Origin of the sequence: Pseudomonas hydrolytica (assembly GCF_021495345.1) — a bacterium.
GTDB classification, from domain to species: Bacteria; Pseudomonadota; Gammaproteobacteria; order Pseudomonadales; family Pseudomonadaceae; genus Aquipseudomonas; species Aquipseudomonas hydrolytica.
Genome location: NZ_CP099397.1, coordinates 4,563,159 through 4,590,000, shown reverse-complemented (window position 1 = coordinate 4,590,000; position 26,842 = coordinate 4,563,159). Strand labels below are relative to the sequence as shown.

The 26,842-nt window shown below is 58.8% G+C and carries 23 protein-coding genes, 4 tRNA genes and 2 rRNA genes (1 of these 29 running past the window's edge); all 29 read left to right on the top strand.

What is annotated here, in order from left to right; translation table 11 throughout:
* Positions 1–2,135: ribosomal RNA gene (locus L1F06_RS21650) — 23S ribosomal RNA — on the top strand (it extends 758 nt beyond the left edge of the window).
* 159 nt (positions 2,136–2,294) lie between these two features.
* Positions 2,295–2,410, top strand: a 5S ribosomal RNA gene (gene rrf / locus L1F06_RS21645).
* 224 nt (positions 2,411–2,634) lie between these two features.
* Positions 2,635–3,600: a bifunctional biotin--[acetyl-CoA-carboxylase] ligase/biotin operon repressor BirA gene (gene birA, locus L1F06_RS21640; protein WP_129484224.1), complete on the top strand. Its 966-nt coding sequence runs from the start codon at positions 2,635–2,637 to the stop codon at positions 3,598–3,600.
* The gene (locus L1F06_RS21635; protein WP_012019785.1) at positions 3,590–4,336 is read left to right on the top strand and encodes a pantothenate kinase; all 747 of its coding nucleotides are present in this window, start codon (positions 3,590–3,592) and stop codon (positions 4,334–4,336) included. The genes birA and L1F06_RS21635 overlap by 11 nt, the downstream gene beginning before the upstream one ends.
* A gap of 8 nt (positions 4,337–4,344) precedes the next feature.
* Entirely contained in the window at positions 4,345–5,022 is a 678-nt protein-coding gene (locus L1F06_RS21630) for an SPOR domain-containing protein (RefSeq protein WP_004373453.1), read from the top strand.
* 141 nt (positions 5,023–5,163) lie between these two features.
* Positions 5,164–5,248, top strand: a tRNA-Tyr gene (locus L1F06_RS21625).
* Positions 5,249–5,272: 24 nt separating this feature from the next.
* Positions 5,273–5,346, top strand: a tRNA-Gly gene (locus tag L1F06_RS21620).
* Between the two features lie 26 nt (positions 5,347–5,372).
* A tRNA-Thr gene (locus L1F06_RS21615) sits at positions 5,373–5,448 on the top strand.
* 84 nt (positions 5,449–5,532) lie between these two features.
* On the top strand, positions 5,533–6,726 hold the full coding sequence (gene tuf / locus L1F06_RS21610; protein ID WP_004373450.1) for an elongation factor Tu: 1,194 nt from the start codon (positions 5,533–5,535) through the stop codon (positions 6,724–6,726).
* Positions 6,727–6,779: 53 nt separating this feature from the next.
* Positions 6,780–6,855 (top strand) — tRNA-Trp (locus tag L1F06_RS21605).
* Between the two features lie 42 nt (positions 6,856–6,897).
* Entirely contained in the window at positions 6,898–7,266 is a 369-nt protein-coding gene (gene secE, locus L1F06_RS21600; RefSeq protein WP_004373448.1) for a preprotein translocase subunit SecE, read from the top strand.
* Between the two features lie 9 nt (positions 7,267–7,275).
* Positions 7,276–7,809: a transcription termination/antitermination protein NusG gene (nusG, locus tag L1F06_RS21595; RefSeq protein ID WP_004373446.1), complete on the top strand. Its 534-nt coding sequence runs from the start codon at positions 7,276–7,278 to the stop codon at positions 7,807–7,809.
* Between the two features lie 119 nt (positions 7,810–7,928).
* Positions 7,929–8,360, top strand: coding sequence for a 50S ribosomal protein L11 (gene rplK / locus L1F06_RS21590; protein ID WP_004373444.1), 432 nt, complete (start codon positions 7,929–7,931; stop codon positions 8,358–8,360).
* Positions 8,360–9,055: a 50S ribosomal protein L1 gene (gene rplA, locus L1F06_RS21585; RefSeq protein WP_024309661.1), complete on the top strand. Its 696-nt coding sequence runs from the start codon at positions 8,360–8,362 to the stop codon at positions 9,053–9,055. Before rplK ends, rplA begins: the two co-directional genes overlap by 1 nt.
* Positions 9,056–9,266: 211 nt before the next feature.
* Entirely contained in the window at positions 9,267–9,767 is a 501-nt protein-coding gene (gene rplJ, locus L1F06_RS21580) for a 50S ribosomal protein L10 (RefSeq protein ID WP_003463333.1), read from the top strand.
* 80 nt (positions 9,768–9,847) lie between these two features.
* Positions 9,848–10,219, top strand: coding sequence for a 50S ribosomal protein L7/L12 (gene rplL, locus L1F06_RS21575; RefSeq protein WP_004373436.1), 372 nt, complete (start codon positions 9,848–9,850; stop codon positions 10,217–10,219).
* A 222-nt stretch (positions 10,220–10,441) separates the two neighbouring features.
* Positions 10,442–14,515, top strand: a complete 4,074-nt coding sequence (gene rpoB, locus L1F06_RS21570; RefSeq protein WP_252576692.1) for a DNA-directed RNA polymerase subunit beta — start codon at positions 10,442–10,444, stop codon at positions 14,513–14,515.
* A 63-nt stretch (positions 14,516–14,578) separates the two neighbouring features.
* The gene (gene rpoC, locus L1F06_RS21565) at positions 14,579–18,778 is read left to right on the top strand and encodes a DNA-directed RNA polymerase subunit beta' (RefSeq protein WP_004373432.1); all 4,200 of its coding nucleotides are present in this window, start codon (positions 14,579–14,581) and stop codon (positions 18,776–18,778) included.
* Between the two features lie 146 nt (positions 18,779–18,924).
* Positions 18,925–19,296: a 30S ribosomal protein S12 gene (rpsL, locus tag L1F06_RS21560; RefSeq protein WP_004373429.1), complete on the top strand. Its 372-nt coding sequence runs from the start codon at positions 18,925–18,927 to the stop codon at positions 19,294–19,296.
* 104 nt (positions 19,297–19,400) lie between these two features.
* On the top strand, positions 19,401–19,871 hold the full coding sequence (rpsG, locus tag L1F06_RS21555) for a 30S ribosomal protein S7 (protein WP_003246741.1): 471 nt from the start codon (positions 19,401–19,403) through the stop codon (positions 19,869–19,871).
* Between the two features lie 30 nt (positions 19,872–19,901).
* Positions 19,902–22,049, top strand: coding sequence for an elongation factor G (fusA, locus tag L1F06_RS21550; protein ID WP_129484233.1), 2,148 nt, complete (start codon positions 19,902–19,904; stop codon positions 22,047–22,049).
* Positions 22,050–22,079: 30 nt separating this feature from the next.
* Positions 22,080–23,273 carry an elongation factor Tu gene (tuf, locus tag L1F06_RS21545; RefSeq protein WP_252576691.1) on the top strand — a complete coding sequence of 398 codons (1,194 nt, stop codon included), beginning with the start codon at positions 22,080–22,082 and terminating at the stop codon, positions 23,271–23,273.
* A gap of 155 nt (positions 23,274–23,428) precedes the next feature.
* Positions 23,429–23,740 carry a 30S ribosomal protein S10 gene (rpsJ, locus tag L1F06_RS21540; RefSeq protein ID WP_003243886.1) on the top strand — a complete coding sequence of 104 codons (312 nt, stop codon included), beginning with the start codon at positions 23,429–23,431 and terminating at the stop codon, positions 23,738–23,740.
* An 83-nt stretch (positions 23,741–23,823) separates the two neighbouring features.
* Complete coding sequence (gene rplC, locus L1F06_RS21535) at positions 23,824–24,453, top strand: 50S ribosomal protein L3 (RefSeq protein ID WP_003243888.1); 630 nt, start codon at positions 23,824–23,826, stop codon at positions 24,451–24,453.
* Between the two features lie 14 nt (positions 24,454–24,467).
* Positions 24,468–25,070 carry a 50S ribosomal protein L4 gene (rplD, locus tag L1F06_RS21530; protein ID WP_003243889.1) on the top strand — a complete coding sequence of 201 codons (603 nt, stop codon included), beginning with the start codon at positions 24,468–24,470 and terminating at the stop codon, positions 25,068–25,070.
* A complete protein-coding gene (gene rplW, locus L1F06_RS21525) occupies positions 25,067–25,366 on the top strand; it encodes a 50S ribosomal protein L23 (RefSeq protein WP_252576690.1) in 300 nt (99 codons plus the stop codon). Before rplD ends, rplW begins: the two co-directional genes overlap by 4 nt.
* A 14-nt stretch (positions 25,367–25,380) precedes the next feature.
* Positions 25,381–26,205 carry a 50S ribosomal protein L2 gene (gene rplB / locus L1F06_RS21520; RefSeq protein ID WP_003243893.1) on the top strand — a complete coding sequence of 275 codons (825 nt, stop codon included), beginning with the start codon at positions 25,381–25,383 and terminating at the stop codon, positions 26,203–26,205.
* Positions 26,206–26,221: 16 nt separating this feature from the next.
* Positions 26,222–26,497, top strand: a complete 276-nt coding sequence (gene rpsS, locus L1F06_RS21515) for a 30S ribosomal protein S19 (protein WP_003243896.1) — start codon at positions 26,222–26,224, stop codon at positions 26,495–26,497.
* 11 nt (positions 26,498–26,508) lie between these two features.
* Positions 26,509–26,841: a 50S ribosomal protein L22 gene (gene rplV, locus L1F06_RS21510; RefSeq protein WP_003103908.1), complete on the top strand. Its 333-nt coding sequence runs from the start codon at positions 26,509–26,511 to the stop codon at positions 26,839–26,841.
* Position 26,842: the final 1 nt, after the last annotated feature.

Here is a 26,842-nt window from a genome sequence, read left to right as displayed (position 1 = left end):
TGTGGATCGGAGTGAAAGGCTAATCAAGCTCGGAGATAGCTGGTTCTCCTCGAAAGCTATTTAGGTAGCGCCTCGTGTATCACTGCTGGGGGTAGAGCACTGTTTCGGCTAGGGGGTCATCCCGACTTACCAAACCGATGCAAACTCCGAATACCAGCAAGTGTCAGCACGGGAGACACACGGCGGGTGCTAACGTCCGTCGTGAAAAGGGAAACAACCCAGACCGTCAGCTAAGGTCCCAAAGTTATGGTTAAGTGGGAAACGATGTGGGAAGGCTTAGACAGCTAGGAGGTTGGCTTAGAAGCAGCCATCCTTTAAAGAAAGCGTAATAGCTCACTAGTCGAGTCGGCCTGCGCGGAAGATGTAACGGGGCTCAAACCATACACCGAAGCTACGGGTTCATCCTTTGGATGAGCGGTAGAGGAGCGTTCTGTAAGCCTGTGAAGGTGAGTTGAGAAGCTTGCTGGAGGTATCAGAAGTGCGAATGCTGACATGAGTAACGACAATGGGTGTGAAAAACACCCACGCCGAAAGACCAAGGTTTCCTGCGCAACGTTAATCGACGCAGGGTTAGTCGGCCCCTAAGGCGAGGCAGAAATGCGTAGTCGATGGGAAACGGGTTAATATTCCCGTACTTCTAGTTACTGCGATGGAGGGACGGAGAAGGCTAGGCCAGCACGGCGTTGGTTGTCCGTGTTTAAGGTGGTAGGCTGGTTTCTTAGGTAAATCCGGGAGATCAAGGCCGAGAGCTGATGACGAGCGTTCTTTTAGAATGCGAAGTGGTTGATGCCATGCTTCCAGGAAAAGCTTCTAAGCTTCAGGTAACTAGGAACCGTACCCCAAACCGACACAGGTGGTTAGGTAGAGAATACCAAGGCGCTTGAGAGAACTCGGGTGAAGGAACTAGGCAAAATGGCACCGTAACTTCGGGAGAAGGTGCGCCGGTGAGGGTGAAGTATTTACTACGTAAGCCCATGCCGGTCGAAGATACCAGGCCGCTGCGACTGTTTATTAAAAACACAGCACTCTGCAAACACGAAAGTGGACGTATAGGGTGTGACGCCTGCCCGGTGCCGGAAGGTTAATTGATGGGGTTAGCGCAAGCGAAGCTCTTGATCGAAGCCCCGGTAAACGGCGGCCGTAACTATAACGGTCCTAAGGTAGCGAAATTCCTTGTCGGGTAAGTTCCGACCTGCACGAATGGCGTAACGATGGCGGCGCTGTCTCCACCCGAGACTCAGTGAAATTGAAATCGCTGTGAAGATGCAGTGTATCCGCGGCTAGACGGAAAGACCCCGTGAACCTTTACTATAGCTTTGCACTGGACTTTGAGCTTGCTTGTGTAGGATAGGTGGGAGGCTTTGAAGTGGGGACGCCAGTTCTCATGGAGCCATCCTTGAAATACCACCCTGGCAACCTTGAGGTTCTAACTCTGGTCCGTCATCCGGATCGAGGACAGTGTATGGTGGGTAGTTTGACTGGGGCGGTCTCCTCCCAAAGAGTAACGGAGGAGTACGAAGGTGCGCTCAGACCGGTCGGAAATCGGTCGTAGAGTATAAAGGCAAAAGCGCGCTTGACTGCGAGACAGACACGTCGAGCAGGTACGAAAGTAGGTCTTAGTGATCCGGTGGTTCTGTATGGAAGGGCCATCGCTCAACGGATAAAAGGTACTCCGGGGATAACAGGCTGATACCGCCCAAGAGTTCATATCGACGGCGGTGTTTGGCACCTCGATGTCGGCTCATCACATCCTGGGGCTGAAGCCGGTCCCAAGGGTATGGCTGTTCGCCATTTAAAGTGGTACGCGAGCTGGGTTTAGAACGTCGTGAGACAGTTCGGTCCCTATCTGCCGTGGACGTTTGAGATTTGAGAGGGGCTGACCTTAGTACGAGAGGACCGGGTTGGACGAACCTCTGGTGTTCCGGTTGTCACGCCAGTGGCACTGCCGGGTAGCTATGTTCGGAAAAGATAACCGCTGAAAGCATCTAAGCGGGAAACTTGCCTCAAGATGAGATCTCACTGGAGCCTTGAGCTCCCTGAAGGGCCGTCGAAGACTACGACGTTGATAGGTGGGGTGTGTAAGCGCTGTGAGGCGTTGAGCTAACCCATACTAATTGCCCGTGAGGCTTGACCATATAACACCCAAACAATCTGCCCTCAACGCAGAGGGTGTCGATGGTGAAGTCGACAACAGCCGAAAATTTGCGAGAGCTACAGGCCCAAGGGCCAAGCCAAACGACTGTCACATACCCAATATGGGGTCGCGTCTAAACCACGAGACTCCAACCGAATTGCTTGACGACCATAGAGCGTTGGAACCACCTGATCCCATCCCGAACTCAGAAGTGAAACGACGCATCGCCGATGGTAGTGTGGTGCTTCACCATGTGAGAGTAGGTCATCGTCAAGCTCCTATACGAAACCCCAGATCTCGAAAGAGGTCTGGGGTTTCTTCTTTTTGGCTGGAAAACACAGAGCGCGTAGGGGGCGCTGTGCGCACCGCTGATGACGCGGTTACAAAGGTGCGCGCGGCGCACCACGTTTTGTCCTGAGATCCTGGTGGCAGAGGCTGTTTTCTATGCAAGCGCGGGGCTCGTCGTTATCATGCCAGCCTTGTTCTTGGCGGGGCCTGGCATGCTGGCATTGTTGAAACTTCTGCAGGATGGGCGCTTTCATTCCGGCGAGGCCTTGGGGGGCGTGCTGGGTATCAGTCGTAGCGCGATCTGGAAGCAATTACAGAGTCTGGAGGCTGAGCTGGGGATCGAAGTGTTCAAGGTTCCCGGTCGCGGTTACCGGTTGTCTGCCCCTATGACATTGCTGAATGCCAAAGAGATTGAGCGAAACGCCGGTGATACGGGGTGGCCTGTTTTCGTTGAGGCCAGCCTGGATTCGACCAATGCGGAAGTGTTTCGCCGTCTCGAGTCCGGCTGTGGAGCGCCCTTCGTCCTGCTTTCCGAGCGACAGACCGCCGGACGTGGGAGGCGAGGGCGTGCCTGGGCGAGCCCCTTCGCGGAAAATCTTTACTGCAGTTTGGCGTTGCGGGTCGATGGCGGTATGCGCCAGGTCGAGGCTCTCAGCCTGACGGTCGGCTTGGCGGTGGCAAAGGCGCTGCGGGCCAGCGGTCTGGAGGCTGCCGGACTCAAATGGCCGAATGACATTCTGGTCGATGGCCAAAAGATTGCCGGCATACTGCTGGAGCTTTCCGGAGATCCGGCAGATGTCTGTCATGTCGTCATAGGCGTTGGGATCAACGTGAACATGGCGGTCGATGCGACGGCGGCGATAGATCAGCCTTGGACGTCGATGCGTCAGCATCTAGGGCGAATGATCGATCGAAATGAGCTGGCGGGCGAGGTGCTTCGTCAGTTGACGCGCTATGTGTCTCTTCATTGGCAGAGTGGTTTTTCCAGCGTGCGCGATGAATGGGAGGTGCTCCATCTGTGGCGCGGCCGTCCGGTGGCGCTACTGGCTGGCACCAACGCGACGCTGGGGGTGGTGCTGGGTGTCGACGATCGTGGCGCCATTCGTCTCGAGGTGGATGGTGTCGAACAGGTTTTCAGTGGCGGTGAGTTGAGCCTGAGGTTGCAGCATGATTCTTGAGCTCGACTGCGGTAACAGTTTCATCAAGTGGCGAGTGATTTCGCCTGGCGGCCGTGAGCGTATCTGTGCAGGCATCGTCGACTCCGACGACGGGCTTTTCGAGGCTCTTGCCGGTTCCGGTGTGAAGGTACAGCGCTGCCGCCTGGTCAGCGTGCGCAGCGATGCAGAGACCGAGCAGTTGGTCACTCGATTGAAAGCCTCACTAGGTGTCGAGGTGGTCTGCGCGCAGTCCTCCAGCCAGGTGGGTGGCGTTCGCAACGGCTATCACGACTATCAGCGTCTGGGGTTGGACAGGTGGTTGGCGCTGCTTGGTGGTTATCATCTGGGGCAGCGGGCCTGCTTGGTGGTCGACTTGGGCACCGCTGTGACGGCTGATTTCGTTTCCGCCGATGGCGAGCATCTCGGAGGGTTCATTTGCCCGGGGCTGCCCCTCATGCGAGATCAGTTGAGCACCCATACCCGGCGCATTCGCTATGACCGGGAGGTTGCGCTGGCAGCATTGCAAGAGCTCGAACCTGGTCGCTCAACTGCAGAGGCTGTAGAGCGTGGCTGCTTGCTGATGTTGAGAGGGTTCGTCGCCGAGCAGCTGGCTCAGGCGCGCTCGCGCTTTCCCGGTGGCTTCGAGGTCTTCCTGACGGGAGGGGACGCTGAGCTGGTGCGGGATGCGGTGCCAGAGGCTCAGGTCGTTCCTGATCTGGTTTTCGTTGGGCTGGCTATCGCCTGCCCCTTGAGTTGAGACAAGGCATGCGCTGGATTCTTCTGCTGCTCATATTGCTCAATGCCTTTTATTACGTGTGGCATCAACAGCAGGCTCCCTTGCGGGCCAAGGAAGTGGCGCCGGCGGGCGCCTATCAGGGTGCGAGGCAGGATATTCGCTTGCTGAGCGAGTCCAGCTCGCCGCGCGCCAGGGCGGATGAATCCGCGTCTGCCAGTGCATCTGCTGCTGTGTGTCTCTATCTCGGAAGCTTCGAGGCAGAAGAGAAGGCCAGAGTGGTCGAGCAGCGCCTGTTGAGTCTGGATATTCAGGCCGAGGTGCGTAGTGTTGATGCTGCGGCCGGGGTCGAGTATTGGGTCTATCTGCCGCCGCTCGCCTCCAGGCAGGCATCTCTTCGTCAGTTGCGAGAGCTTCAGGCGCGGCGCATCGACAGTTACATCATTACCCAGGGCGAGCTGGCCAATGGCATTTCTCTCGGGATATTTCCTCGCGGCGATTCGGCTGGCAGTGTCATGCAGCGCTTGCGGGAGGCGGGGTACGAGCCCCAGATGCGCGAACTGTCGCGTGCGCATCGCAGCTTCTGGGTGCGTGTAGCGCCTGAAAGCAGGCGCTTGGCCGATGAGTTTTTACTTGGGCGTTTGGCTGGAGACTTTGCTGGTTTGCAGCATCAATTAATGCCGTGTGAAGGCGTTGCATTGCTCCAGTAGTTTGCATAGAATGGCGCCCGCTTCGCAGGGTGGTCAAAGTTGGTTCCCGACGAAGATGTTGTCAAAGTAGCTAACCTCAAGATTTTAATGAGAAAAAGCTTGACAGCAGGGTGGCAGATCTAGAAAATGCCGCCTCACTTTGGAGGGGTTCCCGAGCGGCCAAAGGGATCAGACTGTAAATCTGACGTCATCGACTTCGAAGGTTCGAATCCTTCCCCCTCCACCAGATTCGGCGTGAGCTGCAGGCTCCGCGGGTATAGTTCAGTGGTAGAACCTCAGCCTTCCAAGCTGATGATGCGGGTTCGATTCCCGCTACCCGCTCCAGTTTGTGGTTGGCGCAATAGAGTTTGGCTCATGTAGCTCAGCTGGTAGAGCACACCCTTGGTAAGGGTGAGGTCAGCGGTTCAAATCCGCTCATGAGCTCCATCTAATGAAGGCAGATATGAAAGTATCTGCCTTTGTTTTAATGGCGGCATGGCTTGCTCAATTCTTCGCTAGGAGACGGTCAAGATGGCTAAAGAGAAATTCGAACGTAACAAACCGCACGTCAACGTCGGCACCATCGGTCACGTTGACCACGGTAAGACCACTCTGACCGCTGCCCTGACTCGCGTCTGCTCCGAAGTATTCGGTTCGGCTCGTGTTGATTTCGACAAGATCGACAGCGCTCCGGAAGAAAAAGCTCGTGGTATCACCATCAACACCGCGCACGTAGAGTACGACTCCAACATTCGTCACTACGCGCACGTTGACTGCCCGGGTCACGCTGACTATGTGAAGAACATGATCACCGGTGCTGCCCAGATGGACGGCGCGATCCTGGTCTGCTCGGCTGCCGACGGCCCCATGCCGCAAACCCGTGAGCACATCCTGCTGTCCCGTCAGGTTGGCGTTCCGTACATCGTTGTCTTCCTGAACAAGGCTGACATGGTTGACGACGCCGAGCTGCTGGAGCTGGTCGAGATGGAAGTTCGCGACCTGCTGAGCACCTACGATTTCCCGGGTGACGACACTCCGATCATCATCGGCTCCGCGCTGATGGCGCTGAACGGCGAAGACACCAACGAGCTGGGCACCAGTGCCGTCAAGAAGCTGGTTGAGACTCTGGATACCTACATTCCTGAGCCGGTTCGTGCCATCGATCGTCCGTTCCTGATGCCGATCGAAGACGTGTTCTCGATCTCCGGCCGCGGTACTGTAGTAACCGGTCGTGTCGAGCGCGGTATCGTCAAAATCCAGGAAGAAATCGAAATCGTTGGTCTGCGTCCGACCACCAAGACCACCTGCACCGGCGTTGAGATGTTCCGCAAGCTGCTGGACGAAGGTCGTGCTGGTGAGAACTGCGGCGTGCTGCTGCGCGGCACCAAGCGTGATGAAGTCGAGCGTGGTCAGGTTCTGGCCAAGCCGGGCACCATCAAGCCGCACACCAAGTTCGAAGCTGAAGTGTACGTGCTGTCCAAGGAAGAAGGTGGTCGTCACACCCCGTTCTTCAAGGGCTACCGTCCGCAGTTCTACTTCCGTACCACTGACGTGACCGGTTCGTGCGAACTGCCGGAAGGCGTTGAGATGGTAATGCCGGGCGACAACATCAAGATGGTTGTTACCCTGATCAAGCCGATCGCCATGGAAGACGGCCTGCGTTTCGCGATCCGCGAAGGCGGTCGTACCGTCGGTGCCGGCGTGGTTGCCAAGATCATCGAGTAATCGGTTGATCTGTTCCTCTCGGGCCGGCATAATGGTCGGCCTGATTTTGCTTTAGGTCAGTAGCTCAATTGGCAGAGCGGCGGTCTCCAAAACCGCAGGTTGGGGGTTCGATTCCCTCCTGACCTGCCATTTTCTAACGAATCTGGCGTGTCTTTCACAGGATCCTCTCGAATGAATGTTAAGGCTGAAGCCAAAGACTCTCGCTTTGATCTGGTCAAGTGGCTGGTTGTCGCTGCCCTGGTTGCTGTGGGTGTCGTGGGTAATCAGTACTTCTCTGCTGAGCCGGTTCTGTATCGTGTTCTGGGTCTGGTGGCGTTGGCTGCTGTTGCTGCGTTCGTGGCATTTCAGACTGCTCGTGGTCAGGCCTTTGCGGTGCTGCTGAAAGAAGCGCGCGTCGAGATTCGTAAAGTTGTTTGGCCGACCCGCCAGGAGACCATGCAGACCACTCTGATCGTGGTTGCAGTGGTTCTGGTAATGGCGCTGCTGCTGTGGGGGCTCGATTCCCTGCTCGGTTGGCTTGTTTCCCTGATTGTTGGTTAAGGGTGTCTCGTGGCTAAGCGTTGGTACGTCGTGCATGCTTACTCGGGTTACGAGAAGCATGTCATGCGCTCGCTCATCGAGCGCGTGAAGCTGGCTGGCATGGAAGATGACTTCGGTGAGATTCTCGTTCCCACTGAAGAAGTGGTCGAGATGCGCAATGGTCAGAAGCGCAAGAGTGAGCGCAAGTTCTTCCCTGGCTATGTTCTGGTGCAGATGGAAATGAACGAGGCGACTTGGCACTTGATCAAGGATACGCCGCGCGTCATGGGTTTCATTGGTGGCACTGCCGACAAGCCGGCGCCGATCACCGAAAAAGAAGCCGAAGCCATCCTGCGTCGTGTTGCCGACAGTGGTGACAAGCCCAAGCCGAAGACGCTGTTCGAGCCGGGCGAGATGGTTCGTGTTGTCGATGGTCCGTTCGCCGATTTCGGTGGCGTGGTCGAAGAAGTGAATTACGAGAAGAGCCGCATCCAGGTTGCTGTGACCATCTTCGGTCGCTCCACCCCGGTCGAGCTGGAGTTCAGTCAGGTCGAAAAGGCATAACTGACATAAGCATCCCTCACCCCGCAGCCTTAGGCTGCGGGGTTTTGTCGTCACTGGGATAAATGCGTAAGTAACCTCGGGGAGCCGTCAGGCGTTCGAACCCGAAATTGGAGTAGCTAATGGCTAAGAAGATTCAGGCTTATATCAAGCTGCAGGTTAAAGCCGGTCAGGCAAACCCGTCGCCACCCGTCGGTCCCGCTCTGGGTCAGCACGGCGTGAACATCATGGAATTCTGCAAGGCGTTCAACGCCAAGACTCAGGGCATGGAACCTGGTCTGCCGACTCCTGTGATCATCACCGTTTACAGCGACCGCAGCTTCACCTTTGAAACCAAGAGCACCCCGGCATCGGTACTGCTGAAGAAGGCCGCTGGCCTGACCAGCGGCTCCGCTCGTCCGAACACCGTCAAAGTAGGCACCGTTACCCGTGCTCAGCTGGAAGAGATCGCCAAGACCAAGCAGGCCGATCTGACTGCCGCTGACCTGGATGCGGCCGTGCGCACCATCGCCGGCTCCGCTCGTAGCATGGGCCTGAACGTGGAGGGTGTGTAATGGCTAAGTTGACCAAGCGCCAAAAGGCCATCGCGGCCAAGGTTGAAGCCGGCAAGGCCTACACCTTCGAAGAAGCTGCCAGCCTGCTGGCCGAGCTGTCTGCCGTCAAGTTCACCGAGTCCTTCGACGTCGCCGTGAACCTGGGCGTAGACCCGCGTAAATCCGACCAGGTCGTACGTGGCGCCACCGTTCTGCCGAACGGCACTGGCAAGACCGTACGCGTTGCCGTGTTCACCCAGGGTCCGGGCGCTGAAGCTGCCCTGGCTGCCGGTGCCGACAAGGTTGGTATGGACGATCTGGCTGCCGAAATGAAGGCCGGCGATCTGAACTACGACGTGGTCATCGCTTCCCCGGACGCCATGCGCGTCGTTGGCCAGCTGGGCCAGGTACTGGGTCCGCGCGGCCTGATGCCGAACCCGAAAGTCGGCACCGTGACTCCGGACGTCGCTACCGCCGTGAAGAACGCCAAGGCTGGTCAGGTGCGTTTCCGTACCGACAAGAACGGCATCATCCACACCTCCGTCGGCAAGGTCGGCTTCGAAGCCGCCGCGCTGAAGCAGAACGTGGAAGCCCTGCTGTCCGACCTGAAGCGTCTGAAGCCGTCGACCTCGAAAGGTATCTACGTCAAGCGCGTGACCCTGAGCACCACCATGGGTCCGGGTCTGATCATCGATCAGGCTTCGCTCGACGCGTAAGTGATTGGGCCGGCAGCCGTGTGCTGCCGGCTTTGAAAGATTGGGGTCCCTGCCTGGCGGGGGCTATCCAAGACCGTAGGTGACTCACGTTTTAAATGTCAGGTTCGCCTGATGGCCTACGCAGATGGTGCTCCCGATTCGTTACCGAATCAGACACCAAAACGCCGCCGAACCTCGGTTTGGCGAAACGGTAAAATCCAGGAGTAAACCCGTGGCAATTAAACTCGAAGACAAGAAGGCCATCGTCGCTGAAGTCAACGAGGCTGCCAAAGCCGGTCTGTCCGCTGTCGTGGCTGATGCCCGTGGCGTGACTGTCGGCGCAATGACCGGACTCCGTAAAGAGGCCCGCGAAGCTGGTGTGTACGTGAAAGTCGTGCGTAACACCCTGCTCAAGCGCGCCGTTGAAGGCACTCAGTTCGACGTGCTCAACGACGTGTTCAAAGGCCCGACCCTGATCGCTTTCTCCAACGAACACCCGGGCGCTGCTGCTCGTCTGTTCAAGGAGTTCGCCAAGGGTCAGGACAAGTTCGAGATCAAGGCAGCTGCGTTCGAGGGCAAGTACCTCGCAGCAAACCAGATCGACGTACTGGCAAGCCTGCCGACCCGCGACGAGGGCATCGCCCAGCTGATGAGCGTTATCCAAGGCGCCACCAGCAAACTCGCTCGCACTCTGGCAGCCATTCGCGACCAGAAAGAAGCTGCTGCTGCCTAAGGCGGCGTGAGCCCTTTCGAAATCAAACGTTTAATTTGATGGTCGCGTAGGCCGTCACCCCAATACAGGAATTGATAGTCATGTCTCTGACTAACGAGCAAATCATCGAAGCTATCGGCCAGAAATCCGTTATGGAAATCGTTGAGCTGATCAAGGCGATGGAAGAAACCTTCGGCGTTACCGCTGCTGCTGCCGTTGCCGCTGGCCCGGCTGCTGGCGCTGCTGCCGCTGTTGAAGAGCAAACCGAGTTCAACGTTGTCCTGGCTGAAGCCGGCGACAAGAAAGTGAACGTGATCAAGGCTGTTCGCGAGCTGACCGGTCTGGGCCTGAAAGAAGCCAAGGAGAAGGTCGACACCGCTCCTCAGGTCATCGCTGAAGGTCTGACCAAAGAAGCTGCTGAAGACGCCAAGAAGAAGCTGGAAGAAGCTGGCGCCAAGGTCGAGCTCAAGTAAGTTCGCACCTTGCGTCTACAGCCCGAGCGATTCGCACAAGGCTGACGGCTGGTGGCTTTTGCCACCGGCCTTTTTCCGTTCTAGGTTGGCTGTTCGTCAGCCGACCTGGAGCCGGGAAAGATCCCGCCCGAGAGGCGGTTGCAAACCGAGGGTTTGCACGATTTTCTGGTCATCGCCGCCGGCGCTGACCAAACAAGCAGGTGACCAAGCTGGGGAACGCTGATGGCTTACTCATACACTGAGAAAAAACGTATCCGCAAGGACTTTAGCAAGTTGCCGGATGTCATGGATGTGCCTTACCTCCTGGCCATCCAGCTGGATTCCTATCGCGAATTCCTGCAGCAAGGGGTGAGCAAGGAGCAGTTCCGTGACATCGGCCTGCATGCGGCCTTCAAATCCGTATTCCCGATCATCAGCTACTCCGGCAACGCCGCCCTGGAGTACGTCGGCTATCGCCTGGGCGAGCCGGCGTTCGACGTCAAGGAGTGCGTCCTGCGTGGCGTGACCTTCGCCGTGCCGCTGCGCGTGAAAGTACGTCTGATCATTTTCGACAAAGAATCGTCGAACAAAGCGATCAAGGACATCAAAGAGCAGGAAGTGTACATGGGCGAAATTCCGCTCATGACCGAGAACGGTACCTTCGTCATCAACGGTACCGAGCGCGTGATCGTTTCCCAGCTGCACCGTTCGCCGGGCGTGTTCTTCGACCACGACCGTGGCAAGACCCACAGCTCGGGCAAGCTGCTGTACTCCGCTCGCATCATCCCCTACCGCGGTTCCTGGCTGGACTTCGAGTTCGATCCGAAGGACGCGGTATTCGTGCGTATCGACCGTCGCCGCAAACTGCCGGCGTCCGTCCTGCTGCGCGCGCTCGGCTACAGCACCGAAGAGGTGCTGGATGCCTTCTACGACACCAACGTGTTCCACGTTAAGAACGAGAGCCTGAGCCTGGAGCTGGTGCCTCAGCGTCTGCGTGGCGAAGTCGCGGTTCTGGACATCAAGGACGCCAGCGGCAAGGTGATCGTGGAGCAGGGCCGTCGTATCACGGCTCGCCACATCAACCAGCTGGACAAGGCTGGCATCAAGGAGCTGGAAGTTCCGCTCGATTACGTCATTGGCCGTACCACTGCCAAGGCCATCGTGCACCCGGCTACCGGCGAGATCATCGCCGAGTGCAACACCGAGCTGACCGCCGACCTGCTGGCCAAGATGGCCAAGGCCAACGTCGTTCGCTTCGAGACCCTGTACACCAACGACATCGATTGCGGTCCGTTCATCTCCGATACCCTGAAGATCGACAGCACCACCAATCAGCTGGAAGCGCTGGTCGAGATCTACCGCATGATGCGTCCCGGCGAGCCGCCAACCAAGGACGCTGCCGAGACCCTGTTCAACAACCTGTTCTTCAGCGCCGAGCGTTACGACCTGTCCGCCGTGGGCCGCATGAAGTTCAACCGTCGTATCGGTCGCACCGAGATCGAAGGTTCGGGCGTGCTGAGCAAGGAAGACATCGTTGCCGTACTCAAGACCCTGGTCGACATCCGTAACGGCAAGGGCATCGTCGACGACATCGACCACCTGGGTAACCGTCGCGTGCGTTGCGTCGGCGAGATGGCCGAGAACCAGTTCCGCGTTGGTCTGGTGCGCGTCGAGCGCGCGGTCAAGGAACGTCTGTCCATGGCCGAAAGCGAAGGCCTGATGCCGCAGGACCTGATCAACGCCAAGCCGGTTGCGGCGGCGGTGAAGGAGTTCTTCGGTTCCAGCCAGCTCTCGCAGTTCATGGACCAGAACAACCCGCTCTCCGAGATCACCCACAAGCGCCGCGTCTCCGCACTCGGTCCGGGCGGTCTGACCCGTGAGCGCGCCGGCTTCGAAGTCCGCGACGTACACCCGACCCACTACGGCCGTGTGTGCCCGATCGAAACCCCTGAAGGTCCGAACATCGGTCTGATCAACTCGCTGGCTGCCTACGCCCGCACCAACCAGTACGGCTTCCTGGAGAGCCCGTACCGCGTGGTCAAGGAAGGCAAGGTCACCGACGAGATCGTGTTCCTGTCCGCCATCGAAGAAGCCGATCACGTGATCGCCCAGGCGTCCGCCACCCTGAACGACAAGGGTGAGCTGGTCGACGAGCTGGTAGCCGTACGTCACCTGAACGAATTCACCGTCAAGGCGCCGGAAGACGTCACCCTGATGGACGTATCGCCGAAGCAGGTAGTCTCGGTTGCCGCCTCGCTGATTCCGTTCCTCGAGCACGACGACGCCAACCGTGCACTCATGGGTTCGAACATGCAGCGTCAGGCTGTTCCGACCCTGCGCGCCGACAAGCCGCTGGTAGGTACCGGCATGGAGCGCAACGTCGCCCGTGACTCCGGCGTCTGCGTCGTGGCCCGTCGTGGCGGCGTGATCGACTCGGTCGATGCCAGCCGTATCGTGGTTCGCGTCAACGACGACGAAGTCGAGACTGGCGAAGCCGGTGTCGACATCTACAACCTGACCAAATACACCCGCTCCAACCAGAACACCTGCATCAACCAGCGTCCGCTGGTGAGCAAGGGTGATCAGGTAGCGCGTGGCGACATCATGGCTGACGGCCCGTCCACCGACATGGGTGAACTTGCGCTGGGTCAGAACATGCGCGTTGCGTTCATGCCGTGGAACGGCTTCAACTTCGAAGACTCCATCTGCCTGTCCGAGCGCGTGGTTCAGGAAGACCGCTTCACCACCATCCACATCCAGGAACTGACCTGTGTGGCGCGTGACACCAAGCTCGGCCCAGAGGAAATCTCCTCTGACATCCCGAACGTGGGTGAAGCGGCTCTGAACAAGCTGGACGAAGCCGGTATCGTCTACGTCGGCGCCGAAGTTGGTCCGGGCGACATCCTGGTCGGTAAGGTCACCCCGAAAGGCGAGACCCAGCTGACTCCGGAAGAAAAACTGCTGCGTGCGATCTTCGGTGAGAAGGCGTCCGACGTGAAGGACACCTCCCTGCGCGTGCCGACCGGCACCAAGGGCACCGTCATCGACGTGCAGGTCTTCACCCGTGATGGCGTCGAGCGCGACAGCCGCGCCCTGGCCATCGAGAAGCAGCAGCTGGACGAGATCCGCAAGGACCTCAACGAAGAGTTCCGCATCGTCGAAGGCGCGACCTTCGAGCGTCTGCGTTCGGCTCTGGTTGGCGCGATCGCCGAAGGCGGCGCGGGTCTGAAGAAAGGCACCGCGATCACCGACGAGTTCCTCGACGGTCTCGAGCGTGGCCAGTGGTTCAAACTGCGCATGGCCGACGACGCCCTGAACGAGCAGCTGGAGAAGGCCCAGGCCTACATCTCCGACCGCCGTCAGATGCTCGACGACAAGTTCGAAGACAAGAAGCGCAAGCTGCAGCAGGGCGATGACCTGGCGCCGGGCGTGCTGAAGATCGTCAAGGTCTACCTGGCCATCCGCCGTCGCATCCAGCCGGGTGACAAGATGGCCGGTCGTCACGGTAACAAGGGTGTGGTCTCGGTGATCATGCCGGTCGAAGACATGCCGCACGACGCCAACGGCACGCCGGTGGACATCGTCCTGAACCCGCTGGGCGTACCGTCGCGTATGAACGTCGGTCAGATCCTCGAAACCCACCTGGGCCTCGCGGCCAAGGGCCTGGGCGAGAAGATCAACCGCATGCTCGAAGAGCAGCGCAAGGTTGCCGAACTGCGCAAGTTCCTCGCCGAGATCTACAACGAGATCGGTGGTCGTCAGGAAAACCTCGACGAGTTCTCCGATACCGAGATCCTCGAGCTGGCGAAGAACCTCAAAGGCGGTGTACCGATGGCGACTGCCGTGTTCGACGGCGCCAAGGAAACCGAGATCAAGGCCATGCTGAAGCTGGCCGATCTGCCGGAAAGCGGCCAGATGCGCCTGTTCGACGGTCGTACCGGTAACCAGTTCGAGCGCCCGACCACCGTCGGCTACATGTACATGCTGAAACTGAACCACCTGGTGGACGACAAGATGCACGCGCGTTCCACTGGTTCCTACAGCCTGGTTACTCAGCAGCCGCTGGGTGGTAAGGCGCAGTTCGGTGGTCAGCGCTTCGGGGAGATGGAGGTCTGGGCGCTGGAAGCCTACGGCGCCGCCTACACCCTGCAGGAAATGCTGACCGTGAAGTCGGACGACGTGAACGGCCGTACCAAGATGTACAAGAACATCGTGGATGGCGATCACCGTATGGAGCCGGGCATGCCCGAGTCCTTCAACGTACTGATCAAAGAGATCCGTTCGCTCGGCATCGACATCGATCTGGAAACCGAATAACACGACGTGAATCGGCAGCGGGGCTAGTCCAGCTCGCTGCCCGCTCCGCCAGGAGGAAAGGCCTTGAAAGACCTACTGAATTTGCTGAAAAACCAGGGTCAGATCGAAGAGTTCGACGCCATCCGCATCGGGTTGGCCTCGCCTGAGATGATCCGTTCGTGGTCGTTCGGTGAAGTTAAAAAGCCGGAAACCATCAACTACCGTACCTTCAAGCCTGAGCGCGACGGCCTGTTCTGCGCCAAGATCTTTGGCCCGGTCAAGGACTACGAGTGCCTGTGCGGCAAGTACAAGCGCCTCAAGCACCGCGGCGTGATCTGCGAGAAGTGCGGCGTTGAAGTGGCCCTGGCCAAGGTTCGTCGTGAGCGCATGGCGCACATCGAACTGGCCTCGCCGGTTGCCCACATCTGGTTCCTCAAGTCGCTGCCGTCCCGTATCGGCCTGCTGATGGACATGACCCTGCGTGACATCGAACGCGTGCTCTATTTCGAGAGCTACGTGGTGATCGATCCGGGCATGACCACCCTCGAGAAGGGCCAGCTGCTGAACGACGAGCAGTACTTCGAAGCCCTCGAAGAGTTCGGTGACGACTTCGACGCGCGCATGGGCGCCGAGGCCGTCCGCGAGCTGCTGCACGCCATCGACCTGGATCACGAGATCGGCCGCCTGCGTGAAGAGATTCCGCAGACCAACTCCGAGACCAAGATCAAGAAGCTGTCCAAGCGCCTGAAGCTGATGGAAGCCTTCAAGGACTCCGGCAACCTGCCGGAGTGGATGGTGCTGACCGTTCTGCCGGTGCTGCCGCCGGACCTGCGTCCGCTGGTACCGCTGGATGGCGGCCGCTTCGCGACTTCGGACCTGAACGATCTGTATCGCCGCGTGATCAACCGTAACAACCGTCTGAAGCGCCTGCTCGATCTGTCGGCGCCGGACATCATCGTGCGCAACGAAAAGCGCATGCTGCAGGAAGCGGTCGACGCCCTGCTCGACAACGGCCGTCGCGGTCGCGCCATCACCGGCTCGAACAAGCGTCCGCTGAAGTCGCTGGCCGACATGATCAAAGGTAAGCAAGGTCGCTTCCGTCAGAACCTGCTCGGTAAGCGCGTGGACTACTCCGGTCGTTCCGTGATCACCGTGGGCCCGACCCTGCGTCTGCACCAGTGCGGTCTGCCGAAGAAGATGGCCCTGGAACTGTTCAAGCCGTTCATCTTCGGCAAGCTGGAAATGCGTGGTCTGGCGACCACTATTAAGGCCGCCAAGAAGATGGTCGAGCGCGAGCTGCCGGAGGTCTGGGACGTTCTCGCTGAAGTGATCCGCGAACACCCCGTCCTGCTCAACCGCGCACCGACCCTGCACCGTCTGGGTATCCAGGCGTTCGAGCCGGTACTGATCGAAGGTAAGGCGATTCAGCTGCACCCGCTGGTCTGCGCCGCGTACAACGCCGACTTCGACGGTGACCAGATGGCCGTTCACGTGCCGCTGACCCTGGAAGCCCAGCTCGAAGCGCGCGCGCTGATGATGTCGACCAACAACATCCTCTCGCCCGCCAACGGCGAGCCGATCATCGTGCCGTCGCAGGACGTGGTACTGGGTCTGTACTACATGACCCGTGAAGCGGTGAACGCCAAGGGTGAAGGTCGCGTCTTCGCCGACCTGCAGGAAGTCGACCGCGTGTTCCGCGCCGGCGAAGCGTCCCTGCACGCCCGCGTGAAAGTGCGTATCAACGAAACCGTCAAAGAAAAAGACGGTTCGATCACCAAGAACACCCGTATCGTCGACACCACCGTCGGCCGTGCGCTGCTGTTCCAGATCGTGCCGGCGGGCCTGTCCTACGACGTGGTCAACCAGCCGATGAAGAAGAAGGCGATCTCCAAGCTGATCAACCAGTGCTACCGCACCGTGGGTCTGAAGGACACCGTCATCTTCGCTGACCAGCTGATGTACACCGGTTTCGCCTACTCGACCATCTCCGGTGTGTCGATCGGCGTGAACGACTTCGTCATCCCGGAAGAAAAGGCGCGCATCATCGACGCCGCCACCGAGGAAGTGAAGGAAATCGAGTCGCAGTACGCCTCCGGCCTGGTCACCCAGGGCGAGAAGTACAACAAGGTGATCGACCTCTGGTCGAAGGCCAACGACGAAGTGTCCAAGGCGATGATGGCCAACCTCTCGAAAGAGCCGGTTGTCGATCGCGAAGGCAAGACCGTCGAGCAGGAGTCCTTCAACTCCATGTACATGATGGCGGACTCCGGTGCGCGTGGTAGCGCCGCCCAGATCCGTCAGCTGGCCGGTATGCGTGGCCTGATGGCCAAGCCGGACGGCTCCATCATCGAGACGCCGATCACCGCGAACTTCCGCGAAGGTCTGTCGGTTCTGCAGTACTTCATCTCCACCCACGGTGCTCGTAAGGGTCTGGCGGATACCGCACTGAAGACCGCGAACTCCGGTTACCTGACCCGTCGTCTGGTCGACGTGGCCCAGGATCTGGTGGTGACCGAGATCGATTGCGGCACCGAGCAGGGCCTGCTGATGACCCCGCACATCGAAGGTGGTGACGTCGTCGAGCCGCTGGGTGAGCGCGTACTGGGCCGTGTGATTGCCAAGGACGTGTTCAAGCCGGGCACCGAGGACGTCATCGTTCCGGCCGGCACCCTGATCGACGAGAAGTGGGTCGAGTTCATCGAGCTCAACAGCGTCGACGAAGTGGTCGTGCGTTCGCCGATCACCTGCGAAACCCGCTACGGCATCTGCGCCAAGTGCTACGGTCGCGACCTGGCTCGCGGTCACCAGGTCAACATCGGTGAAGCGGTCGGCGTCATCGCCGCCCAGTCCATCGGTGAGCCGGGTACCCAGCTGACCATGCGTACCTTCCACATCGGTGGTGCTGCAAGCCGTACCTCGGCTGCCGACAGCGTCCAGGTGAAGAACGGTGGTGCGATCCGTCTGCACAACCTGAAGCACGTCGAGCGTGTCGACGGCAACCTGGTAGCGGTTTCCCGCTCCGGCGAGCTGGCCGTGGCCGACGAGTTCGGTCGTGAGCGCGAGCGCTACAAGCTGCCGTACGGTGCCGTGATCTCCGTGAAGGAAGGTGACAAGGTCGACGCTGGCGCCATCGTCGCCAAGTGGGACCCGCACACCCACCCGATCGTGACCGAAATGAAGGGTATCGTGACCTTCGTCGGCATGGAGGAGGGCATCACCATCAAGCGTCAGACCGACGAACTCACCGGTCTGACCAACATCGAGGTTCTCGATCCGAAGGATCGTCCGGCTGCTGGCAAGGACATTCGTCCGGCCATCAAGATGGTCGACGCCAACGGCAAGGAACTGCTGCTGCCGGGTACCGACGTTCCCGCCCAGTACTTCCTGCCTGCCAACGCCCTGGTCGGCGTGGCGGACGGTGCGCAGATCGCGGTCGGTGACGTTATCGCCCGTATCCCGCAGGAAACCTCGAAGACTCGCGACATCACCGGTGGTCTGCCGCGCGTTGCCGATCTGTTCGAAGCTCGTCGTCCGAAGGAAGCTTCGATCCTGGCGGAAATCAGCGGCACCATCAGCTTCGGCAAGGAGACCAAGGGCAAGCGCCGTCTGGTCATCACCCCGACCGATGGCAGCGATCCGTACGAGGAGCTGATTCCGAAGTGGCGTCACCTGAACGTCTTCGAGGGCGAACAAGTGAACCGCGGCGAAGTCATCTCCGACGGCCCGAGCGATCCGCACGACATCCTGCGTCTGCTGGGTGTCAGCGCGCTGGCCAAGTACATCGTCAACGAGATCCAGGACGTTTACCGTCTGCAGGGCGTGAAGATCAACGACAAGCACATCGAGACCATCCTGCGTCAGATGCTGCGTAAGGTTGAAGTCACCGAGTCCGGCGATTCGTCCTTCATCAAGGGCGACCAGATGGAACTCACCCAGGTTCTGGGCGAGAACGAGCGTCTGGCCGAAGAGGACAAGTTCGTCGCCAAGTACACCCGCGTACTGCTGGGTATCACCAAGGCGTCGCTGTCCACCGAGTCCTTCATCTCGGCAGCGTCCTTCCAGGAAACCACCCGCGTCCTCACCGAGGCGGCGGTCACTGGCAAGCGCGACTACCTGCGTGGTCTGAAAGAGAACGTGGTCGTGGGTCGTCTGATCCCGGCCGGTACCGGTCTGGCCTATCACAGCGAGCGCAAGCGCAAGCGTGATGCCGACAAGCCGGTACGTGTCAGCGCCAGTGAGGTGGAAGCCGCACTGACCGAAGCGCTGAACTCCAGCGGAAATTGAGTCGAAGCCTCGCTAGTTCGCTAGCGGGGCTTTGCCTTGACTGGGGGCGTGAGTCTCTTTAGACTCATGCACCCCTAAATTTGGCAGGGCGTTTGGCTCTGCCATCTTTATTTGTGAGCGTCGAAAGACAACAGTGGAGCTAGTAGATGGCAACTATCAACCAGCTGGTACGTCAGCCGCGTAAGCGTATCGTCGAGAAATCCGACGTGCCTGCGCTGCAGAACTGCCCGCAGCGCCGTGGCGTGTGCACCCGCGTGTACACCACCACGCCGAAGAAACCTAACTCGGCACTGCGTAAAGTGTGCCGTGTGCGTCTGACCAACGGCTACGAAGTGTCTTCGTACATCGGCGGTGAAGGCCACAACCTGCAAGAGCACAGCGTCGTGCTGATCCGTGGCGGTCGTGTAAAGGACCTTCCGGGTGTGCGCTACCACACCGTGCGTGGTTCGCTGGATACCTCCGGCGTCAAAGACCGTAAGCAGGGTCGTTCCAAGTACGGTACCAAGCGTCCGAAATAAGGCCGCTTGATCCTTTTTATTTAGTTGAGTCGATAAGAGTAAGGTCGGGCGCGGCGTTCGCCGTTGGTCCCGAGCTAACCTGAAGACCGTTTGAGGGCTTATCAATGCCAAGACGTCGTGTAGCAGCCAAGCGTGAGATCCTGGACGATCCGAAATACGGAAGCCAGATCCTCGCCAAATTCATGAACCACGTGATGGAAAGCGGCAAGAAGGCCGTGGCCGAGCGCATCGTTTACGGTGCTCTGGACACTGTCAAAGCACGCAAGAACAGCGATCCCCTGGAGATCTTCGAGAAAGCTCTCGACGCCATCGCTCCGCTGGTCGAAGTCAAGTCCCGCCGTGTAGGCGGTGCTACCTACCAGGTTCCGGTCGAAGTTCGTCCGTCCCGTCGTAACGCCCTGGCCATGCGCTGGCTGGTGGACTACGCGCGCAAGCGCGGCGAGAAGTCCATGGCTCTGCGTCTGGCTGGTGAGCTGCTGGATGCTGCTGAAGGCAAAGGCGCTGCTGTCAAGAAGCGTGAAGACGTGCACCGTATGGCCGAGGCCAACAAGGCTTTCTCGCACTACCGCTTCTAATTCCGGCTCCACTAACCTTGCGAGGGCTTTATGGCTCGTAATACAGCAATTAACCGCTACCGTAACATCGGTATCTGTGCCCACGTTGACGCGGGCAAGACCACCACTACCGAGCGGATCCTGTTCTACACAGGCCTGAGCCACAAGATGGGCGAGGTGCATGATGGCGCCGCGACCACCGACTGGATGGTTCAGGAGCAGGAGCGTGGTATCACCATTACTTCTGCTGCGATCACCACCTTCTGGGAAGGTTCTCGTCGTCAGTACGACAAGTACCGCGTAAACGTCATCGATACCCCCGGTCACGTTGACTTCACCATCGAAGTAGAGCGCTCCCTGCGCGTACTCGACGGCGCTGTCGTTGTGTTCTGCGGTACCTCGGGCGTTGAGCCGCAGTCCGAAACCGTATGGCGTCAGGCCAACAAGTACGGTGTTCCGCGTATCGTCTACGTGAACAAGATGGACCGTGCCGGTGCCAACTTCCTGCGCGTCGTCGGTCAGATCAAGAACCGTCTGGGTCACACCCCGGTTCCGATCCAGATCGCCATCGGTGCCGAAGAGAACTTCGAAGGTCAGGTCGACCTGATCAAGATGAAGGCCATCTACTGGAACGACGATGACAAGGGTACTACCTACCGTGAGGAAGAAATTCCTGCCGAGCTGGTAGACCTGGCCAACGAGTGGCGCTCCAACATGGTCGAGGCAGCTGCCGAAGCCAGCGAAGAGCTGATGAACAAGTACCTGGAAGAAGGTGACCTGTCGGCCGAGGACATCAAGGCCGGTCTGCGCGCCCGTACTCTGGCGAGCGAGATCGTGCCGGCTGTCTGTGGCTCCTCCTTCAAGAACAAGGGTGTTCCCCTGGTTCTCGATGCCGTCATCGACTTCCTGCCTGCTCCGACCGAAATTCCGGCGATCAAGGGTATTCACCCTGATCTGGCTGACAAGCCGAAAGAGCAGATGGAAGAGTCCGACTACGACGAGCGTCATGCAGACGACAACGAGCCGTTCTCGGCTCTGGCGTTCAAGATCGCTACCGACCCGTTCGTTGGTACCCTGACCTTCGTTCGCGTTTACTCGGGCGTTCTGGAGTCTGGCCAGTCGGTCATCAACTCCGTGAAAGGCAAGAAAGAGCGCGTTGGTCGTATGGTGCAGATGCACGCCAACCAGCGTGACGAGATCAAAGAGGTACGCGCTGGCGACATCGCTGCTCTGATCGGCATGAAGGACGTCACCACTGGTGAAACCCTGTGCGATCCGGACAAGCCGATCATCCTCGAGCGTATGGACTTCCCGGAGCCGGTCATCTCGGTAGCTGTAGAGCCGAAGACCAAGGCCGACCAGGAGAAGATGGGTATCGCTCTGGGCAAACTGGCTCAGGAAGACCCGTCGTTCCGCGTCAAGACCGACGAAGAGACTGGTCAGACCATCATCTCCGGTATGGGTGAGCTGCACCTGGACATCCTCGTTGACCGCATGAAGCGCGAGTTCAACGTCGAGGCCAACATCGGTAAGCCGCAGGTTTCCTACCGTGAAACCATCACCAAGGACAGCGTCGAGATCGAAGGCAAGTTCGTTCGTCAGTCCGGTGGTCGCGGTCAGTTCGGTCACTGCTGGATCCGCTTCTCGGCTCCGGACGTGGACGACAAGGGCAACATCACCGAAGGCCTGGTGTTCACCAACGAGGTTGTGGGTGGTGTGGTTCCGAAGGAATACATCCCGGCGATCCAGAAGGGTATCGAAGAGCAGATGAAGAACGGCGTCGTTGCCGGTTATCCGCTGATCGGCCTGAAGGCGACCGTGTTCGATGGTTCCTACCACGACGTCGACTCCAACGAGATGGCGTTCAAGATCGCTGCCTCCATGGCGACCAAGCAGCTGGCCCAGAAGGGCGGCGGCAAGGTGCTCGAGCCGATCATGAAGGTGGAAGTGGTAACTCCTGAGGATTACATGGGTGACGTGATGGGTGACCTGAACCGTCGTCGTGGTCTGATCCAGGGTATGGAAGATTCGGTATCCGGTAAGGTTATCCGTGCCGAAGTTCCGCTGGGCGAGATGTTTGGTTACGCTACCGACGTTCGTTCCATGTCCCAGGGTCGCGCCAGCTACTCCATGGAATTCTCCAAGTACGCAGAGGCTCCGTCGAACATCGTCGAAGCTCTGGTTAAAAAACAAGGCTAATCCCGCCCTTTAAGTAAGAGGTTTACTGTCGTGGCTAAGGAAAAATTCGAACGTAACAAACCGCACGTCAACGTCGGCACCATCGGTCACGTTGACCACGGTAAGACCACTCTGACCGCTGCTCTGACCCGCGTCTGCTCCGAAGTATTCGGTTCGGCTCGTGTTGACTTCGACAAGATCGACAGCGCTCCGGAAGAAAAAGCTCGTGGTATCACCATCAACACCGCGCACGTAGAGTACGACTCCAACATTCGTCACTACGCGCACGTTGACTGCCCGGGCCACGCCGACTACGTGAAGAACATGATCACCGGTGCTGCCCAGATGGACGGCGCGATCCTGGTCTGCTCGGCTGCCGACGGCCCCATGCCGCAAACCCGTGAGCACATCCTGCTGTCCCGTCAGGTTGGCGTTCCGTACATCGTTGTCTTCCTGAACAAGGCTGACATGGTTGACGACGCCGAGCTGCTGGAGCTGGTCGAGATGGAAGTTCGCGACCTGCTGAGCACCTACGATTTCCCGGGTGACGACACTCCGATCATCATCGGCTCCGCGCTGATGGCGCTGAACGGCGAAGACACCAACGAGCTGGGCACCAGTGCCGTCAAGAAGCTGGTTGAGACTCTGGATACCTACATTCCTGAGCCGGTTCGTGCCATCGATCGTCCGTTCCTGATGCCGATCGAAGACGTGTTCTCGATCTCCGGCCGCGGTACTGTAGTAACCGGTCGTGTCGAGCGCGGTATCGTCAAAATCCAGGAAGAAATCGAAATCGTTGGTCTGCGTCCGACCACCAAGACCACCTGCACCGGCGTTGAGATGTTCCGCAAGCTGCTGGACGAAGGTCGTGCTGGTGAGAACTGCGGCGTGCTGCTGCGCGGCACCAAGCGTGATGAAGTCGAGCGTGGTCAGGTTCTGGCCAAGCCGGGCATCATCAAGCCGCACACCAAGTTCGAAGCTGAAGTGTACGTGCTGTCCAAGGAAGAAGGTGGTCGTCACACCCCGTTCTTCAAGGGCTACCGTCCGCAGTTCTACTTCCGTACCACTGACGTGACCGGTTCGTGCGAACTGCCGGAAGGCGTTGAGATGGTAATGCCGGGCGACAACATCAAGATGGTTGTTACCCTGATCAAGCCGATCGCCATGGAAGACGGCCTGCGTTTCGCGATCCGCGAAGGCGGTCGTACCGTCGGTGCCGGCGTGGTTGCCAAGATCATCGAGTAATCGACGATCCGCTTGAGAGAAAAGGGCCCTTCGGGGCCCTTTTCTTTTGAACTGGTTAAAAGTTGACACCCCCAGGGGGCATCCGTACAATTGCGCCTCCCTCGAGCGGGCGTAGTCCGTCTGTGGGGATTAGCAGCTTGGAATCTGAGGTCAAAATGCAAAACCAACAAATCCGTATTCGGTTGAAGGCTTTTGACCATCGCCTGATCGATCAATCTACCCAGGAAATCGTGGAAACCGCGAAACGTACTGGTGCTCAGGTGCGTGGTCCGATTCCTCTGCCTACTCGTAAGGAGCGGTACACCGTTCTGATTTCTCCGCACGTCAACAAAGACGCGCGTGATCAGTACGAAATCCGCACTCATAAGCGTGTTCTGGACATCGTCCAGCCGACGGATAAAACCGTTGACGCGCTGATGAAGCTCGACCTTGCGGCAGGCGTGGAAGTGCAGATCAGCCTCGGCTAAAACCTGGCGGTTTTAGTCGTGTAACGCTCTGAAATGGGCGGCCATAGCGGGTGAAAGCCCCGTACACTCATGAGGTTTACAACATGACTATTGGTGTAGTCGGTCGTAAGTGCGGCATGACCCGCATTTTCACCGAAGAAGGTGTCTCCATTCCGGTCACGGTCATCGAGATCGAGCCGAATCGCGTCACCCAGTTCAAAAACGAGGAGTCCGATGGCTACCGCGCAGTGCAGGTCACTGTCGGTGAGCGTCGCGCCTCGCGCGTCAGCAAGGCTCAGGCCGGTCACTTCGCCAAGGCGAACGTCGCGGCAGGTCGCACTGTTATGGAGTTCCGTCTTGAAGAAGGCGACTACCAGGCTGGCGATCTGATCAACGCTGAAATTTTCCAAGCTGGTCAACTGGTGGATGTCACCGGTCAGTCCAAAGGTAAAGGCTTTGCCGGTACCATCAAGCGTTGGAACTTCCGCGGCCAGGACAACACTCACGGTAACTCCGTTTCTCACCGTGTACCGGGTTCCATCGGCCAGTGCCAGACCCCGGGTCGTGTATTCAAGGGCAAAAAGATGTCCGGTCATATGGGCGCTGAGCGCGTGACCGTACAGTCCCTGGAAGTCGTTCGCGTAGACGCCGAGCGTAATCTGCTGCTGGTCAAGGGTGCCGTTCCGGGCGCTACTGGCGGCGACGTTATCGTTCGTCCGGCTGTCAAGGCGTAAGGGGAGAATCTGAGATGCAATTGAATGTAAATGGCGCTCAGGCGATCGAAGTGTCCGATGCGACCTTCGGTGGCGAGTTCAACGAGACCCTGGTTCACCAAGCAGTCGTAGCCTACATGGCTGGCGGCCGTCAGGGCACCAAAGGCCAGAAGTCCCGTTCCGACGTTTCCGGTGGCGGCAAGCGCCCGTGGCGTCAGAAGGGCACCGGTCGTGCTCGTGCTGGTACCACTCGTGGTCCGATCTGGCGTGGCGGTGGTGTGACCTTCGCAGCGTCCACCCGTAATCACGACCAAAAGCTGAACAAGAAGATGTACCGCGCTGCTCTGCGCTCCATCCTTGCTGAGCTGGTTCGTACCGACCGTCTGGTAGTGGTTGAAGACTTCGCTGTCGAAGCTCCGAAAACCAAGGCTCTGCTGAGCAAGCTGAACGGCCTGGGTCTGAACGATGTGCTGATCGTATCCGATGCGGTCGATCAGAACCTGTACCTGGCTGCCCGCAACCTGCCGCACGTCGACGTACGTGACGTCCAGGGTTCCGATCCGGTCAGCCTGATCGCGTACGAAAAAGTGCTGGTCACTGTTTCGGCCGTGAAGAAATTCGAGGAGCTGCTGGGATGAACCAGGAACGCGTATTCAAAGTGCTGCTTGGCCCGCACATCTCCGAGAAGGCCACGGTTCTGGCTGACAAGCAAGGTCAGTTCGTTTTCAAAGTCGCTACCGATGCGACCAAGCTGGAAATCAAGAAGGCCGTCGAAAGCCTGTTCAACGTGAAGGTTGAGCGCGTTACTACCCAGAACGTTCTGGGCAAGAGCAAGCGCACCGCTCGCGGTCTGGGCAAGCGTAACGACTGGAAGAAGGCAGTTATCTCCCTTCAGCCGGGCCAAGAACTCGATTTCACCAGCAGTGCTGAGTAAGGAAGGGGTGCATCATGGCAATCGTTAAATGCAAACCGACTTCCGCTGGCCGCCGTTTTGTGGTCAAGGTGGTCAATCAGGAGCTGCACAAAGGCGCTCCGTACGCTCCGCTGCTCGAGAAGAAGTCGAAGTCCGGTGGTCGTAACAACAACGGCCGTATCACCACCCGTCATATCGGTGGTGGCCACAAGCAGCATTACCGTCTGGTCGACTTCCGTCGCAACGACAAGGATGGCATCCCTGCCACTGTCGAGCGCGTGGAATACGATCCGAACCGTACTGCTCACATCGCTCTGCTGAAGTATGCCGACGGTGAGCGTCGCTACATCATCGCCCCGAAAGGCGTTGTAGCTGGCGATCAGCTGGTAGCCGGCAACATGGCGCCGATCAAGCCGGGCAACAGCCTGCAGCTGCGCAACATTCCGGTAGGTTCGACCGTTCACGGTATCGAGCTGAAGCCGGGCAAAGGCGCGCAGATTGCTCGTTCCGCTGGTGCTTCCGCTCAGCTGATCGCGCGTGAAGGTGCTTATGTGACTCTGCGTCTGCGCTCCGGCGAAATGCGCAAAGTCCTGGCTGAGTGCCGTGCGACCCTGGGCGAAGTCTCGAACTCCGAGCACAGCCTGCGTTCGCTGGGTAAGGCTGGTGCCAAGCGCTGGCGTGGCGTTCGTCCGACCGTTCGTGGTGTTGCCATGAACCCGGTTGATCACCCGCACGGTGGTGGTGAAGGTCGTACCTCCGGTGGTCGTCATCCGGTGTCGCCATGGGGCTTCCCGACCAAGGGCGCGAAGACCCGTGCTAACAAGCGCACCGACAACATGATCGTCCGTCGTCGCAAGTAAATAGAGGGATACGACAGTGCCACGTTCTCTGAAAAAAGGTCCTTTTATCGATCTTCACCTACTGAAGAAGGTCGAAGCGGCGGTGGAAAAGAACGATCGCAAGCCGGTTAAAACCTGGTCGCGTCGTTCCATGATCCTGCCGCAGATGGTCGGTCTGACCATCGCTGTGCATAACGGTCGTCAGCATGTCCCGGTCCTCGTGAACGAAGACATGGTCGGCCACAAACTGGGCGAATTTGCCGGCACCCGTACCTATCGTGGTCACGTTGCCGACAAGAAAGGCAAGCGTTAAGGGGTTTGGAAATGGAAGTAGCCGCTAAGTTGTCGGGCGCTCGCATCTCCGCCCAGAAAGCTCGCCTGGTCGCCGACCAGATCCGCGGGAAGAAGGTGGGCGAAGCGCTCAACCTGCTGGCTTTCAGCAGCAAGAAAGCCGCCGAGATCATGAAGAAAGTGCTGGAGTCGGCCGTTGCCAACGCCGAGCACAACGAAGGCGCAGACGTTGATGACCTGAAGGTCAGCACCGTTTTCGTCAACGAAGGGCGTTCGCTTAAGCGCATCATGCCGCGTGCCAAGGGCCGTGCTGATCGCATCGTCAAGCGGTCTTGCCATATCACTGTCAAGGTTGCGGACAAGTAAC